Below are 14,835 nucleotides of genomic sequence, written 5' to 3' on the forward strand. Positions count from 1 at the left end.
ACCCCTGATGCCAGGGCCGCGGCGAGGGTTCGCCGGCCGCGTGCCGAGATGTCTCTCACAAGCAGGTCCTTTCAGCGTCGGCCCCCGCGACGGACCGCGAGTGCACGTCTGTGGCGCATCCTTTGGCCGGAAGCCGGTACTTGTCACGCTATGCGTCCATGATCGTGACCTGTTCGTAACTCGATCACTCTCAAGACCGGACGTTTGCGACCCGAACGCCTTGTCGCGGAAGTCCCGGTGGGCGACGGGGCGCCTGGTTAGACTCGGCCACAGCGGGTCGAGGACCCGGGGCGGGACGTGAGCACGGCATGAGTGCAGCGGACGACGAGGTCAGCGGCCCCGTAGTGAACCCCGTGATGAGCCACGTCGTGACGCACGTGGTGATCCCACCGCGGGAGCCGATGTCCGGCGCCGTGGCGCTGGTCGCCGACGTGACCGTGCTGACGACGGTGGCCGCCTTCCGGGTGGGGCGAGGCGGACTGCGCCTGGCCGGTGCGATCGGCCGCGCCCTGCCGGCCCCGCCACTGACCACCGGTCCCCGATCGGTCCGGGCGCGGGACGACCTCACGGTGCGGGCCCGGGCCACCCGTCAGTCGATCGAGCAGGCAGTGTCCACGGTCCTCGATCGTGTGGTGCCCATGACACTGTCCGCCGTCCTGGACCGGGTGGACCTGACCCAGGTCGTCCGGGACCGGGTGGACATCGACCAGCTCGTCGCCGTCGTCGACCTCGACGGCGCCGTCTCGCGGGTGGACCTCGACGCGATCGCCAAGCGGCTCGACATCGAGGCGATCATCGGGCGGCTCGACCTGGTCGCGCTCACCGAGGAGATCATGAACGCGCTGGACATCCCCGAGATCATCCGCGAGTCCACGACGTCCGTGGCCTCCGGCAGCGTCACGGAGGTGCGGCTGCAGAGCATCTCCGCCGACGAGGCCGTCGCCCGGGTGGTCGACCGGTTCCGGTTGCGCCGGCGTCCCCGCTCGACCAACGCCCTGCCGCCTCCCCCGGGCACCCCGACATGAGCGCCGCGGGCTCCATCTCGCCGATCCCCCGCGAGGCCAGGCCCTTCCAGGGCCAGCGGGCCGGACTCGTCACCCGGGTCATCGCCAACACCGTGGACGGCCTGCTGGTCGGCGTCATCACCCTGGCGATCTGGGGTGGCGTCGCCGTGGCCCGGTTCCTGTTCCACCCCCGCAGCTTCAGCATGCCGCAGCTGCCCTTCCTGCTGCAGACGACGTGCGTGCTGACCCTGCTCATCGGCTACCTCACCATCGGCTGGGCGGTGAGCGGGCGCACCTACGGGTGCCACCTCATGGGGCTGCGTGTGGTCAACTTCCGCGGCGGCCGGCTGCGTCCGGTGACGTCCTTGCTGCGCGCGGTGTTCTGCGTGTTCTTCCCCATCGGGCTGCTCTGGTGCGCGGCCAGCCGGCAGAACCGCTCCCTGCAGGACACGGTGCTGCGCTCCTCGGTGATCTACGACTGGAGCCCGCGGGCGCCCTGGCGCCAGGAGCGGGCGCTCCCGCCGGTCACCGAGGAGCCGCTCCCCGTAGCCCTGCCCGGCGCCCTGCCCGGTGCACCGACCCCGACGGAGGGCTCGCCCTAGCAGGCGACTCCTACGCACTGGGGTGACGTCCCGTTGCCGAAGGCGATGTTGCCGCCGAGGTCAGTGGCGTGCGGCGCGTAGATGCCCCGGTGCGTGTTGTCGATCGCCACGTTCTTGCGCAGGCTGGTGCGGTCGTTGCTCGTGACGAGCCCGTCACCGTTGCGCAGGAACAGGTTGCGGTCGAGCAGCGCCGAGCGGTGGTCGGTGGACGGGTCGTCCGCGTCGGCGGTGTAGCCGGTCGTGTTCCGCTCGATGACGTTCTTGCGCAACGTCACCGTGCTGAACTCGCCGACCGAGACGCCGATCCGGTTCCGCACGAGGTGGTTGCCGGTCAGCGTGCTGCCGCCGAACGCCCCGAACGTGACGAAGGCGACGTCGCTGCCGGTCACGGTGTTGCCGGTGAGGTCTGCCCCGAAGACCGCCGCCGTGACACCGACGACGTTGCCCCTGAGCGTGTTGTACCGCAGTGAGCAGAACGACTCGTCGCAGCTGAAAGCCGTCTGGCTGCGGGTCACCGTCGAGTGGCTGACCCGCAGGCTGCCGGTGATCACGCGCACCCCCGCGCCGTTGTCGCTGAGCGTGGCGGCGGTCACCGAGGCGAAGCCCGCGACCGCTGACAGCGCGGTGGTGTTGTGCGTGAAGCTGGAACGTGCCACCACGTACCGCGGCGCCGGCAGGTACGTGCCGATGATGTCGGAGAAGTCGAGGCCCGTCTGGTTGCGGGAGAAGGCGATCCCGCTCACGCTCACCGTGCCGGTCCCAGGGTTGTCGAGGTCGCGACTGCCGGACAGCCCCGTGCCCCAGTGCTCGATGCGGCCATTGCGCACCACGACGTCGGCCACGTCGGTGACCTTGATCGCCGTGCCTCGGGGGTCGCCGTCGCCGCGCAGCCGGTGTCCACGCAGGTCGAGCGTGACGTGACCGTCGAGCACGATGCCCTGGTCGTAGGCGCACGTGAGGTCGTGGGTCAGGTGGGCGTCGGCGTGCAGCGTCTCGCCGCACTGGACGCCGGACGCTGCCTGGGCAGCGGATGGCGACGCCACGACGGATGCCGCGACAACCGTGAGCGCGGTCAGGACAGGTGCGATGCGCATGGGACCCCCTCGAGCCAACGGCCTGCCCCCTGCGGCCAGGCCACCTCACCACTGTGCTCGCCCGGGTCCGTCCGCGTCAGCCGCTCGACGTCATTGCTCTGCGGCTGGAGAGGGCGTCCCGCGTCGGAGCACGAGACGCGGTCGCTGCTACCTCAGCAGCTGGCGGGCCATCACCAACCGCTGGATCTGGTTGGTGCCCTCGTAGATCTGGGTGATCTTGGCGTCCCGCATCATCCGCTCCAGCGGGAAGTCCTTGACGTAGCCGGCGCCGCCGAGCAGCTGGACGGCGTCCGTGGTGACCTCCATGGCGACGTCCGAGGCGTAGCACTTGGCCGCCGCCCCGAAGAACGGCAGGTCGGGGTCGTTCCGCTCGCTCTTGGCCGCGGCGACGTAGACCATCTGCCGGGCCGCCTCGAGCTTCATCGCCATGTCCGCGAGCATGAACTGCACGCCCTGGAACTCGGCGACCGCCTTGCCGAACTGCTTGCGGTCCTTGACGTACGCGAGCGCGTGGTCCAGCGCGCCCTGGGCGATCCCGACGGCCTGCGCGCCGATGGTCACCCGGGTGTGGTCCAGCGTGCGCAGGGCGATCTTCAGGCCCTCGCCGCGCTCGCCGACCATCCGGTCCGCGGGGATCCGGCAGTTGTCGAAGTGCAGCTCGCGGGTGGGGCTGCCCTTGATGCCAAGCTTGCGCTCGGGCTCGCCGAACGTGAAGCCCTCGTCGGACTTCTCCACCACGAACGCCGTGACGCCGCGGCCGCGCGGCGCATCGGGGTCGGTGACCGCGAGCACCGTGTAGTACTCGCTGATGCCGGCGTTGGTGATCCACGACTTCTGGCCGTTCAGTACGAACTCGTCGCCGTCCGGGGTGGCCTTGCAGCGCATGCTCGCGGTGTCGCTGCCGGCCTCGCGCTCGGACAGCCCGTAGCTGAACATCGCCTCGCCACTGGCCACCGGCGGCAGGTACCTCGCCTTGACCTCGTCGCTGGCGGCGAGCAGCAGCGGCATGGTGCCGAGCTTGTTGACCGCGGGGATCAGCGAGGACGACGCGCAGCCGCGGGCCACCTCCTCGATGACCAGGCAGGTGGCGAGGGCGTCGGCCCCGACACCGTCGTACTGCTCGGGGATGTGCGGGGCGTGGAAGTCCGCGGCCCGCAAGGCCTCGAAGGCCTGCTGCGGGAAGGCGCTCTTGTCGTCCACCTCGGCGGCGTGCGGCGCCACCTTGGCCTGGACGACGGCTCGCACCGCCTCCCGCAGCCCCTCGTGGTCCTCGCTCAGCCGGTACAGGTCGAAGTCGCTCACGAACGTCAATGCTACCGGCCGGTCACTTCGCCTCGGACGAGGCGTTCGTCACTGCGGGCGCGACGTGGGGGCACCGATCAGCACCCGGGTCACGGCCGTCCAGCGGGCCGGGTCAGTGATCCGCCGGCCGTCCACCAGCACCTGGACGCCGGGCAGGTCGGCCGGGGTGAGCTCGGCGTACTCCGCGTGGTCGGCCTGCACGACCGCAGCATCCACCGGGTCGCCCAGGTGGTGCACCGGCAAGCCCAGGGTCGTCAGCTCGTCGTCCGAGTACATCGGGTCGTGCACGCCGACGTCGGCTCCCCGGCCGCGCAGTGCGCCCACCGTGGCGAAGACCCCGGAGAACGCCGTCTCCTTCACCCCACCGCGGTACGACGCACCGAGCACGGCCACCCGGCGGCCGGACAGGTCACCCAGCTCGGCCTCCAGCATCGCCACGGTGCGCTCCGGCATCTCGGCGTTGGCAGCCCTGGCCGTCGCCACGATGGACGCGTCCGGGTCGTTCCACAGGTAGAGCCTCGGGTACACCGGGATGCAGTGGCCGCCGACGGCGATGCCCGGGCGGTGGATGTGGCTGTAGGGCTGGGAGTTCGAGGCGTCGATCACCGCGTTGACGTCGATGCCGTGCTTGCCCGCGAACAGGGCGAACTGGTTGGCCAGACCGATGTTCACGTCCCGGTAGGTCGTCTCGGCCAGCTTGGCCAGCTCGCTGGCCTCTGCCGAGCCGAGGTCCCACACCCCGTTCGGCCGTGCCAGGTCGGGTCGCTCGTCGAAGTCCAGGACCGACTCGTAGAACCCGATGGCCCGTTCGGCGCTGGCCTGGTCGACGCCGCCCACCAGCTTCGGGTACTTGCGCAGGTCGGCGAAGACCCGGCCGGTCAGCACCCGCTCGGGCGAGAACGCGACGAACAGGTCCTGCCCGACGGTCAGGCCCGACGTCCCCTCCAGCACCGGCAGGAACCGGCTGCGCGTGGTCCCCACCGGCAGGGTCGTCTCGTAGCTGACCAGCGTCCCGGGACGGAGCCCGGCCGCCACGGCGGCCGTCGCCGCGTCCATCGCCCGGAAGTCGGGCTTCGCGTCGTCGTCCACGAACAGCGGCACCACCAGGACGACGGCGTCGCTGCCGGCGACCGCGGCGGTGGTGTCCGTGGTTGCGGTCAGCCGCCCGGCGTCCACCACCTCGCGCAGCTTGTCAGCGAGGTGCGCCTCGCCGGGGAACGGCTCGACACCCGCGTTCACCTGATCGACCGTCTGCTGGTTGACGTCAGCCCCGACGACGCTGTGACCCTTGCTGGCGAACTGGACCGCGAGCGGCAGCCCGATCTTGCCGAGAGCGACGACGGTGATCTGCATGAAGGGTCCTCCCGGAGCGGCGCGGAACGACCAGCAGCATAACGACGACATAGGATCGCCGATCATGCGGATCCTCGCCGTCACCACCTGGTACCCGAGCGACGAGAACCCTGTTGTGGGCGTCTTCGTGCAGCGGCACCTGGCCGCCATCGCCGCCCGGCACGACGTCCGGGTCGCGCACGTCACCGGCTCCACGACGGGCGAGCCCGCCGGCTCACCGTCAACACCGCCGGTCCACAGGTACTCGAAGGTGCCCACCTCGCTGGTCGGCGACGCTCGGGCGTTGCGGGCACACGCGGCGCGATGGCGGCCCGACGTCGTGCACACGATGGCCTTCTCGTCACTGCCCTGGGGTGCCGTGGCCCGCGGGCCCAGCACCTGGGTGCACACCGAGCACTGGTCCGGTGTCAGCGACCCCGCCTCGGCCGGGCGGTACTGGTCGGCGCTGCGCGGGTCCCGCCACCTGCTCCGGTGGCCGCACCTGGTGACGTCGGTCAGCTCCTACCTCGATGAGCGGGTTGCGCCCTTCACGCGGGACGGCGCGCACGTGGTCGTGCCGAACGTGGTCGCCGGCCCGGAGCAGCCGCTGCCGTGGCTCGCCCAGGCACCCGGAACGATGAACCTGCTCAGCGTCGGCGGCCTGAACGCCATCAAGAACCCGCTGCTCGCCGTCGAGACCCTGGCCGAGCTGCGGCGGCGTGGTCACCAGGCCTCGCTGCGCTGGGCCGGGAGCGGCGCCCTGCAGGTCGCCGTCCGCAGCCGTTCCGTCGAGCTGGGGGTGGGCGACCACCTGGAGCTGGTGGGCCAGGTGCCCCCCGACCAGCTCGCCCAGCACCACGGCTGGTCCACCTGCTTCCTGCTGCCGAGCGAGCACGAGACGTTCTGCGTCGCGGGCGCTGAAGCGCTGCTCCACGGGCGACCCGTCGTCCTGGGCGGCACCGGCGGCCAGCGTGACTTCGTCACTGCCGACCTCGGCCGCCTCGTGGCCCAGCGCAGCCCGACGGCGTACGCCGACGCGGTCGAGGACGCCCACACCCGGCTGGTCGGCCGGGACCCTGAGACGTTCGCAGCACCCGTGCGAGCCAGGTTCAACCCGGTCGCCGTGGCCGACGACTTCGACGAGGCGTACGCCGTGGCCCGGTCGCGGCGCGGATAGACTCCTGCGCCGTGAAGGTACTCAGCGTCGTCGGCGCCCGACCGCAGTTCGTCAAGCTCGCCCCGGTCGCCGAGGCGTTGGCCGGGCGCTGCGAGCACGTCATCGTGCACACCGGACAGCACTACGACGCACGGCTGTCCGACGTGTTCTTCGCCGACCTGAAGATCCCGGCGCCCGACGTGCACCTGGGGATCGGATCGGCGAGCCACGGCCACCAGACCGGCGCGATGCTCGCCGGGATCGAGGACGTCTTGCTGGCACAGCGGCCGGACTGGGTGCTCGTCTACGGCGACACCAACTCGACGCTGGCCGCCACCGTCGCCGCCGTGAAGCTGCACCAGAAGGTCGCCCACCTCGAGGCCGGTCTGCGCTCCTTCAACCGGCGGATGCCGGAGGAGCACAACCGGGTGCTCACCGACCACGCCGCCGACCTGTGCCTGGCGCCGACCGAGGTGGCGATGGGTCACCTGCGCGACGAGGGACTGGCCGCTCGCAGCACGATGGTCGGCGACGTGATGACGGACGTCTGCCTGCGGGTCGCGCAGGCGGTGCAGGACGAGCCGCCGACGACGGCCGGGGTCGACCCCGAGCAGGGCTACTACCTGGCCACCATCCACCGCGCCGAGAACACCGACGACCCGCAGCGGCTGCACCGGGTGGTTGAGTCGCTGGCCGCGCTGGACCACCCCGTGCTCCTGCTGGCGCACCCGCGGCTGGTGGCCACTGCCGAACGCCAGGGGCTGCCCCTCGCCCAGGGATCCGTCGTCGTTGCCGAGCCGCAGCCCTACCCCGAGCTGATCAGGTTGGCGCTGCACTCCCGCGGCGTCGTCACCGACTCCGGTGGCCTGCAGAAGGAGGCGTTCCTGCTGCGGGTGCCGTGTACGACCCTGCGCACCGAGACCGAGTGGACCGAGACCGTCGACCTCGGCTGGAACGTCCTGGACGGTGACCTGGTCGACGTCGCGGCCGCTGCCGCCCGCCCCGAGCCACCCGCGACCGATGCAGCCCCGTACGGCGACGGGCACGCGGCACAGCGGGTAGCCGCGGTCCTGCTCGGTGAGACGGGGTCGACCTCGGAGAGCTAGCCGGGCAGCCCGATCGCCCGCAGCACGCCGGCCACAGCCTCTCGAGCGACCTGTCGCAGGCTCGCGTGCTCTCGCGTCCAGTCCGCCAGCCGCGCACGGCGCTCGTCGCTCGGCGGAGCGGCAAAGGCTCGGACCAGACCCTCGGCGACGGCACTCGCGTCGTGGTCCACGGCCTCGCCGAGGGCCTCGCGCTCGACCTGCTCGGCAGCTGCGCCGACGCCGGCGTACAGCACCGGCGTCCCGGTTGCCGTGGCCGCCCAGATCTTCGTGGGTCGGGCGAAGTCGTAGCCCTGACCCGGGACGATGGAGACCAGTGCGCAGGTAGCGTGCCGCTGCCACCGTGCCGCGACCGGCGGCGGAACCACCCCGGGGAAGTCCACCCGGCCGGGGGCGAGCTCGTCGGCCGCGGCGCGGATCGACGGCAGCGCACTGCCCTGGCCGAGGAACACCAACCGGGCGTCCCGCGGCAGCCGGTCGAGCACCTGCGCGAAACCGCGCACGAACACGTCAGCACCCTGCCACTCCGACATCGTCCCCGCGTACGCCGCGTAGGGCTCCGGGATCGGCGCCCCCCGGACCTGAGACCCACCCTCGGGGACGTCGTCCGGGCCGAAGACGTCGGTGTCCACCCCGTTCCCGACGAGCTGTACCGTCTCGGGCCGGACGCCGAGCAGCAGCAACCGCTCGGTGACGCCCTCGTTGACCGACAGCACGTGCCGGGCTCCGGAGAGCACCCACGACTCAACCGCGCGGACCGCCCGGACGACCGGTCCGGGCGCGCCGGCGCTGGCCGCCCCGTCACTCCAGACGTCGGCCGCGAACCAGACGTAGGGCACCCGCCGCAGGGCGCACACCACCCGGACGACCAGCCCCGTCGTCGGCGGCGGCTCGCAGATCACGACGTCGGGACGACGCACGACCAGCAGTCGCAGGACGAGCGGCAGGTCGAAGCTCAGGTACTGCACGTACCCGCGCACCGTCTGCTGGGCGTCGCGCAGCACCGGCCAGCGGCGGACCCGCACGCCGTCCGGATCCGCGACGTCCGCCGTGCCGGTGGGCGGCCGGGTGGTCAGCACCTCGACGTCCCAGCCCGCCTCGGCGAAGGCCACCGTCAGGGCGCGCAGCCGGGCGGACGCGGCTGACACCTCCGGCGAGAACAGCCGCGTCACCACGACGGCGCGGCGACGGGGCGGGCGCGGGGCTGGTGCGGTGTCGCTCACGCGAGCTGGACGACGGAGCCGTCGCGGGCCGAGGCAAGCATGGCCTCGGCCACCTCGACGGTGCGGAGGCCGTCAGCCATGGTCACGATCCCCGAAGGATCGCCGTTGACGGCGTCCCGGAAGGCCTCGTGCTCGACCCGAAGCGGCTCACGCTTGGCGAAGGCGAACCGGATGACATCTCCCTCGGAGACGCCCCGGAAGCTGGACACCGAGGCCCACTCCGTCGGCACGGTTCCGTTCGCGTAGAACGTCAGGTCGGCGTTCAACGTGTCGGCCACGAACGAGCCGCGCTCCCCCGTGACCACGGTCATCCGCTCCTTGAACGGCGACAGCCAGTTCACGAGGTGGCTGGTCACGACCCCGTTGGCCAGTGACCCGACCGCCGCCACCAGGTCTTCGTGCTCGCGTCCGCTGCGGTGCGTGATCCGGGCGCCGACGCTGGTGAACGGGCTCTGCGCGACCCAGGCCGTGAGGTCGATGTCGTGGGTCGCGAGGTCCTTCACCACGCCCACGTCCGCGATCCGGGCCGGGAACGGACCCTGACGGCGCGTCACGATCTGGTAGACCTCGCCGAGCTCTCCGGCCTCGATCCTCGCCCGGGCCTCCTGCAGGGCCGGGTTGAAGCGCTCGATGTGTCCGACGCAGCCCACGAGACCCTTCGCCTCGAACGCCTCGACGATCGAGCGCGCGGCCTCGGCGGTCGAGGCCAGCGGCTTCTCGATCATCACGTGCACGCCGGCGTCCGCCAGCTCGAGGGCGATCTCCTCGTGCAGGCCGGTGGGCGCCGCCACGACGGCGACGTCGATGCCGTGCGCGACCACCTCCGCCACGCTGGACACCAGCGGCAGACCGCCGGCCACGGCGTGCGGGTCCCCACCCGGGTCGGCCACGGCGACGAGGTCGACGCCGTCCATCTCCCGCATCACGCGCACGTGGTGCCGGCCCATCATCCCCAGCCCGACGACGGCGCCGCGCAAGGTGGCCGGCATCAGGCGCCGGCCCGGACGACGGTGTTGACCGCGGTGACGATGGTCTCGAGGTCGTCCTGGCTCAGCGAGGGGTGCACGGGCAGCGACAGCACCTCGCGCGCCGCCTGCTCGGTGACCGGCAGGTCCAGGTCGCGCTGGAAAGACGGCAACCGGTGGTTCGGGATCGGGTAGTAGACCCCGGTGCCGACGCCGTGCTCCTCGCGGAGCGCCTTCGCCGCACCGTCGCGGTCGTCGGCGACCCGGATCGTGTACTGGTGGTAGACGTGCACGCAGTCCGCTGCGACCGGCGGGACCACGACCCCCTCGAGGTTGGCGTCGAAGAAGGCCGCGTTCTGCTGACGCTGAGCCGTCCACCCGTCCAGCTTGGTGAGCTGCACGCGGCCTATCGCGGCGTGGATGTCGGTCATCCGGTTGTTCAGCCCGACGAGCTCGTTCTCGTACTGCTTCTCCATGCCCTGGTTGCGCAGCAGCCGAACCCGCCGCTCGAGGTCGGCGTCCGCGCAGCTGACCATGCCGCCCTCACCCGACGTCATGTTCTTGGTCGGGTACAGGCTGAACATCGCGAAGTCACCGAACGTGCCGACGCGCCGACCGTGGTACGAGGCGGCGTGCGCCTGCGCGGCGTCCTCGTACAGGCCCAGGCCGTGGCGGTCGGCGACGGCCTGCAGGCCGTCCATGTCCGCCGGGTGGCCGTACAGGTGCACGGGCATGATCCCCTTGGTGCGCTCGGTGACCGCCGCCTCGACGGCGGCCGGGTCGAGGCAGAACTGGTCGAGCTCGATGTCGACGAAGACCGGCGTCGCACCGGTCAGCGCGACCGAGTTGGCGGTTGCCGCGAAGGTGAAGCTGGGCACGATCACCTCGTCACCCGGCCCCACGCCGGCGGCGAGCAGGCCGAGGTGCTGGCCCGACGTCCCGGAGTTGACGGCCACGCACGTGCGCCCCTCGACGACGTGCTCGGCGAACTCCTGCTCGAATGCGGCGACCTCAGGGCCCTGTGCCACCATCCCACTGCGTAGGACGCGGTCGACCGCGGCCCGCTCCTCGTCGCCGATGATCGGCTTGGCTGCGGGAATCATGCTTCGTCCTCTTCCAGGGTGTCGTCGAGCTCGTGAAAGGTCTGACCGGTCGTGGGGCAACGCCAACCCTCGCCGTGACGCTCCAGCGGGACACCTGCCGGGCCGACCCAGGCGATGCGCCGAGCCGGCACCCCGGCCACGAGGGCGTAGTCGGGGACGTCGCGGGTCACCACGGCACCCGCCGCGACGGTCGCCCACCGACCGATGGTGACCGGCGCGATGCAGACCGCACGTGCGCCGACTGCGGCACCGTCCCCGATCGTGACGCCGACCGCCTCCCAGTCGCTGGCCAGCTTCTGCGACAGGTCCGGGTTGACGGCGCGCGGGTACTGGTCGTTCGTCAGGACCGCGGCTGGGCCGATGAACACCCCGGCACCGAGCACCGCCGGCTCGTACACCAGCGCGTAGTTCTGGACCTTGCAGTCGTCGCCCATCACCACACCCGTGCCGATGTACGCGCCGCGACCCACGATGCACCGAGCGCCCAGGTCGGCACCTTCGCGGACCTGCGACAGGTGCCAGATCTTGCTGTCCTCACCGATCTGCGCGGAGTCCGCGACATCGGCTCCGGGGGCGATGTGAGTAGACACCAACTGCCCTTCTTCGAGTGCGGTGGCCGCCAGCGAAGATACCAGCCGGGTCCCTTCGCGCCCTCGCCGCTGCGAGGGCGCGATCGCAAACCCTGGCACAATGGCCGCCGTGCATGACACCTGGGTGGTCGTACCGCTGTTCAACGAGGAGCCGGTCATCGGTGACGTCGTCCGCGGTCTGCTCGACGTGTTCCCGAACGTCGTGTGCGTCGACGACGGCAGCTCGGACCAGTCCGCCCGCGAGGCCGAGGCGGCCGGCGCCACGACGGTCCGGCACGCGCTGAACCTGGGGCAGGGTGCGGCCCTGCAGACCGGCATCACGTACGCGCTGGCCGACCCCGCGATGGAGTACGTCGTGACGTTCGACGCCGACGGGCAGCACCAGGTCAGCGACGCCGTGCACATGGTTCAGCGCCTGCGGGACGACGAGGCCGACGTCGTCTTCGGCTCACGCTTCCTCGACTCGCGCACCCGGCCGGGCGTCCTGAAGCGACTGGTCCTGAAGACGGCCGTGGTCTACTCGAACGCCACCACCGGACTGCACCTGACCGACGCGCACAACGGCCTGCGCGCCCTGGACCGCAAGGTCTGCGAACAGATCGACATCCGGCAGAACCGGATGGCGCACGCATCCGAGCTGACCCAGCAGATCGCGAAGACGGGCGGGCGGATGGTCGAGCAACCGGTGCACATCCTGTACACCGACTACAGCCGGGCCAAGGGGCAGTCCCTGCTCAACGGAGTGAACATCCTCACAGACCTGCTGTTCAAGTGAGCCAGTCGACCACGGCATCGAAGAGGAGCCCGGCATGCTGATCATCCAGGTGGTGCTGATCATCGCCATGGTCGCCGGCGGCGCCTACCTGCTGGTGGTGAGCCCGGTCAACTCCCGCCACCTCGCCCTGCGCCGCCTGGGGCTGCTGGCGTTCGTGGTGTTCGGCACCGCCGCGATCATCGCGCCCGGGCTGACCTCCGAGATCGCCGGGTGGGTCGGCGTCGGGCGCGGCACGGACCTCTTGCTGTACCTGCTCTTCGTGGCGTTCCTCGCGTTCGTCGCGACCACCGGGCGCCGTCAGCGCCAGCTGGAGCGCCAGCTCACCGTGCTCACCCGGCGGCTCGCGCTGGACGAGGCCGGCCCGCCACCGCAGCGTCAGGCCGACGACTCCGTGCGGCGGTAGAGGAACAGCTCGGAGACCAGGTCGACGCCCGCCGGCGGCGCGAGCCGCTCCACGAGGTCCCACTGCGGCTGGTTGGCCGCGATCCACGGGGTGAAGGGCCGGTGCCGCTCGTGCGGGCCGTCCGGCAGGTCGCCCCGGTCGGCCGCGCAGATCACGACGAAGCGCTCGGCGCCGGCGAAGAGCCGGGTCAGGTAGTCCTCGCGAATGTCGTCCTCCACCAGGTGGAAGATCACCTCGAGCGAGAGGGCGAGGTCCGCCCGGAGCCACCCCGCCGGGTCGGCGGTCGCCCCGGGGTCGTACTGGAAGAAGCTCTTCGTCGGATCATCCGCGAACCTCGCGATGCAGGTGCGCACGGCCGTCGCCGACCGGTCGAGCCCGAGGTAGCGCGGGTAGTGGGCCAGCGAGAGCTGGTTACCGTCACCGCAACCGAAGTCGATGACCGAGCTCACGCCGAACTGGGCCACCCAACCGTTGACCACCTCGGCCTTCCACTCGGCGTCCGCGCCGTACGACCCGGCTCCCGACGTCCCGCCGGCGGCGTACCGCTGCTCCCAGTAGCTTCCGCTGTCATGGAAGCGCCGACGCAGGATCCACTGGCCAAGGGGGGACCGCGCCGCCCTCTGGCGAACCGACTCGAGACTCATGGCGAAGACCTTAGTGAACGTCCGGTCCAGCACCAATCACCCGGGGTCCATCATGGGGCGTCGGCGGCGTAGCAGGGGGAGCAGCACCGTGCGGACGTCGCCGGCCGAGACGGCGAGCCAGGTGCCGAGGAACACCGGGACGAGGACGACGTCCACCCACAGGGACAGGTCGACTGCCTGCCGCAGTGCGAGGAGGGCGCCGACGGCGGCTACCGCGAGCACGGTGCGAACCATCAGGGCGAGCCAGCGCTGGCCGTCCCGCCACACGATCGCGGTCGGGACGACGGCGACCACCAGACCGGCGACGACGTTGCCCACGGCGACGCCCAGGACGCCGTGGCCGGGCACGAGCGCGAGCCAGGTGAGGATGCCCACCAGCAGGCCCCCGACGCAGGTGGCGCTGTAGATGACCATGCCGCGCTGCGAACGGGTCGTGATGGCGGTGCTCGGCACCACGGCGACCGAGACGGCCAGCACTCCCAGCAGCAGGATCGGCAGCAGCTCCTCGGCCTGGGCGTACTTGGGTCCGAAGATCAGGCCGAGCATCGGGCTGCACAGCGCCAGGGAGCCGAAGACACCGACGAGGACCAGCAGCAGCAGGCGCATCGCGTAGTCCGTCTGGCGGCGGAAGCCGATCACGTCGCCGCGCCCCCAGGACTCGGCCATGGCCGGGAACAGGACCAGGTTGAGCGAGCTCGCGAGCAGCGAGGCGGGGGTGGCGAGCGCGAGCGCCGAGGCGTACTGCCCGGCCGCGGCAGCCGAGTCAAAGACCCGCGCCACCACCATGGACAGCTGCAGGACACCACCGCTGGCCATGCTCGCCGTGACCCCGAGCAGGACGAAACCGTCCAGCTCGCGTCTGAGCACCCGGGTTGGCCGTCCGTGCACTCCGTGCGGGTAGCCGGCCACCGTGTAGACGAGGTACGCCCCGGCGAGCGGGAGCACCAGCGCGGTCCCGCGCACGCCCGCAGCCAGCGCCACCAGCACCCCGCCCAGTCCGAGCAGCACGCTCGTCACGTCCCAGTACGTCGCCCGGGCGACCTGCCCGGCGCCGAACTGGACGCCGCGGGTGAACGCGTAACCGGAGTACCCGACCACCAGGGCCGCGACGCACAGCCCGGCCTCGACGCCGCCGTGCCCGATCGTGGCCCATCCCGCGACCGCGACCAGGGCCAGGACCGCCGTCGACGCCGCGGTGCGCCGTCCGAGGTGGGCCGCGACCACGGTGGCTTCTTCGAAGTCCCCGGCGCCCCGGGCCCGGGCCACGAACTTGGACCCAGCCGCGCCGGCGGAGGCCGGCCACAGCAGGCTCAGGAAGAGGGCGGCGGAGATCGCGCTGTTCACCACGCCCAGCACGGCTGGGCCGCCGATCCGGCCGATGGCGACGCTGAGGACGAAACGCAGCACACCCTGCAGGCCGATGCCGATGGTGCTCAGCACGCCACGGGCGCGCATCGAGCCGACCGTCGGCTGGTCCAACCGCAACGGCCGGAACATCGTGGCGATGGTCGCGGGGCCTGGTGTCATCGCCGCTCATTG

At 71.7% G+C, this 14,835-nt stretch carries 15 protein-coding genes; 6 read left to right on the top strand and 9 right to left on the bottom strand.

Going from position 1 to position 14,835, the window contains the following annotated elements; translation table 11 throughout:
* Positions 1 to 308 precede the first annotated feature (308 nt).
* Positions 309 to 1,025, top strand: coding sequence for a hypothetical protein (locus tag ABEB17_RS03165; RefSeq protein ID WP_345715114.1), 717 nt, complete (start codon positions 309 to 311; stop codon positions 1,023 to 1,025).
* Entirely contained in the window at positions 1,022 to 1,606 is a 585-nt protein-coding gene (locus ABEB17_RS03170; RefSeq protein WP_345715116.1) for an RDD family protein, read from the top strand. Before ABEB17_RS03165 ends, ABEB17_RS03170 begins: the two co-directional genes overlap by 4 nt.
* On the opposite strand, the gene ABEB17_RS03175 is transcribed toward ABEB17_RS03170, so the two are convergent.
* The 3 genes from ABEB17_RS03175 to ABEB17_RS03185 form a co-directional block, all read right to left on the bottom strand.
* Complete coding sequence (locus tag ABEB17_RS03175) at positions 1,603 to 2,700, bottom strand: right-handed parallel beta-helix repeat-containing protein (protein WP_345715117.1); 1,098 nt, start codon at positions 2,698 to 2,700, stop codon at positions 1,603 to 1,605. The genes ABEB17_RS03170 and ABEB17_RS03175 overlap by 4 nt on opposite strands.
* 147 nt (positions 2,701 to 2,847) lie before the next feature.
* Positions 2,848 to 4,002, bottom strand: a complete 1,155-nt coding sequence (locus ABEB17_RS03180) for an acyl-CoA dehydrogenase family protein (protein WP_345715118.1) — start codon at positions 4,000 to 4,002, stop codon at positions 2,848 to 2,850.
* A gap of 48 nt (positions 4,003 to 4,050) precedes the next feature.
* Complete coding sequence (locus ABEB17_RS03185; RefSeq protein WP_345715119.1) at positions 4,051 to 5,355, bottom strand: nucleotide sugar dehydrogenase; 1,305 nt, start codon at positions 5,353 to 5,355, stop codon at positions 4,051 to 4,053.
* A gap of 64 nt (positions 5,356 to 5,419) precedes the next feature.
* Between ABEB17_RS03185 and ABEB17_RS03190 the strand changes: the two genes are divergently transcribed.
* Together ABEB17_RS03190 and wecB are read left to right on the top strand one after the other, a co-directional pair.
* Positions 5,420 to 6,511, top strand: coding sequence for a glycosyltransferase (locus ABEB17_RS03190; protein WP_345715120.1), 1,092 nt, complete (start codon positions 5,420 to 5,422; stop codon positions 6,509 to 6,511).
* 11 nt (positions 6,512 to 6,522) lie between these two features.
* Entirely contained in the window at positions 6,523 to 7,596 is a 1,074-nt protein-coding gene (gene wecB, locus ABEB17_RS03195) for a non-hydrolyzing UDP-N-acetylglucosamine 2-epimerase (protein ID WP_345715121.1), read from the top strand.
* Here wecB and ABEB17_RS03200 read toward each other — a convergent pair.
* The 4 genes from ABEB17_RS03200 to ABEB17_RS03215 are packed head-to-tail and all read right to left on the bottom strand — an operon-like array spanning position 7,593 to position 11,474.
* A complete protein-coding gene (locus ABEB17_RS03200; protein ID WP_345715122.1) occupies positions 7,593 to 8,816 on the bottom strand; it encodes a glycosyltransferase in 1,224 nt (407 codons plus the stop codon). The genes wecB and ABEB17_RS03200 overlap by 4 nt on opposite strands.
* Complete coding sequence (locus tag ABEB17_RS03205; protein ID WP_345715123.1) at positions 8,813 to 9,805, bottom strand: Gfo/Idh/MocA family oxidoreductase; 993 nt, start codon at positions 9,803 to 9,805, stop codon at positions 8,813 to 8,815. The genes ABEB17_RS03200 and ABEB17_RS03205 overlap by 4 nt, the downstream gene beginning before the upstream one ends.
* Positions 9,805 to 10,884: a DegT/DnrJ/EryC1/StrS family aminotransferase gene (locus ABEB17_RS03210; protein WP_345715124.1), complete on the bottom strand. Its 1,080-nt coding sequence runs from the start codon at positions 10,882 to 10,884 to the stop codon at positions 9,805 to 9,807. The genes ABEB17_RS03205 and ABEB17_RS03210 overlap by 1 nt, the downstream gene beginning before the upstream one ends.
* Entirely contained in the window at positions 10,881 to 11,474 is a 594-nt protein-coding gene (locus ABEB17_RS03215; RefSeq protein ID WP_345715125.1) for an acyltransferase, read from the bottom strand. Before ABEB17_RS03215 ends, ABEB17_RS03210 begins: the two co-directional genes overlap by 4 nt.
* A 100-nt stretch (positions 11,475 to 11,574) precedes the next feature.
* Between ABEB17_RS03215 and ABEB17_RS03220 the strand changes: the two genes are divergently transcribed.
* Positions 11,575 to 12,249 carry a glycosyltransferase family 2 protein gene (locus ABEB17_RS03220; protein WP_345715126.1) on the top strand — a complete coding sequence of 225 codons (675 nt, stop codon included), beginning with the start codon at positions 11,575 to 11,577 and terminating at the stop codon, positions 12,247 to 12,249.
* A 34-nt stretch (positions 12,250 to 12,283) separates the two neighbouring features.
* Positions 12,284 to 12,652: a DUF2304 domain-containing protein gene (locus ABEB17_RS03225; RefSeq protein WP_345715127.1), complete on the top strand. Its 369-nt coding sequence runs from the start codon at positions 12,284 to 12,286 to the stop codon at positions 12,650 to 12,652.
* Here the strand turns inward: ABEB17_RS03225 and ABEB17_RS03230 are convergent.
* Positions 12,625 to 13,296 (bottom strand): class I SAM-dependent methyltransferase, encoded by a 672-nt coding sequence (locus ABEB17_RS03230; RefSeq protein WP_345715129.1) that lies wholly within the window; start codon positions 13,294 to 13,296, stop codon positions 12,625 to 12,627. The two genes, ABEB17_RS03225 and ABEB17_RS03230, sit on opposite strands and share 28 nt — an antisense overlap.
* Before the next feature lie 36 nt (positions 13,297 to 13,332).
* Positions 13,333 to 14,823, bottom strand: coding sequence for a lipopolysaccharide biosynthesis protein (locus ABEB17_RS03235; protein ID WP_345715130.1), 1,491 nt, complete (start codon positions 14,821 to 14,823; stop codon positions 13,333 to 13,335).
* Between the last annotated feature and the right edge of the window lie 12 nt (positions 14,824 to 14,835).

Source organism: Angustibacter luteus (assembly GCF_039541115.1).
Taxonomy (GTDB): Bacteria; Actinomycetota; Actinomycetes; order Actinomycetales; family Angustibacteraceae; genus Angustibacter; species Angustibacter luteus.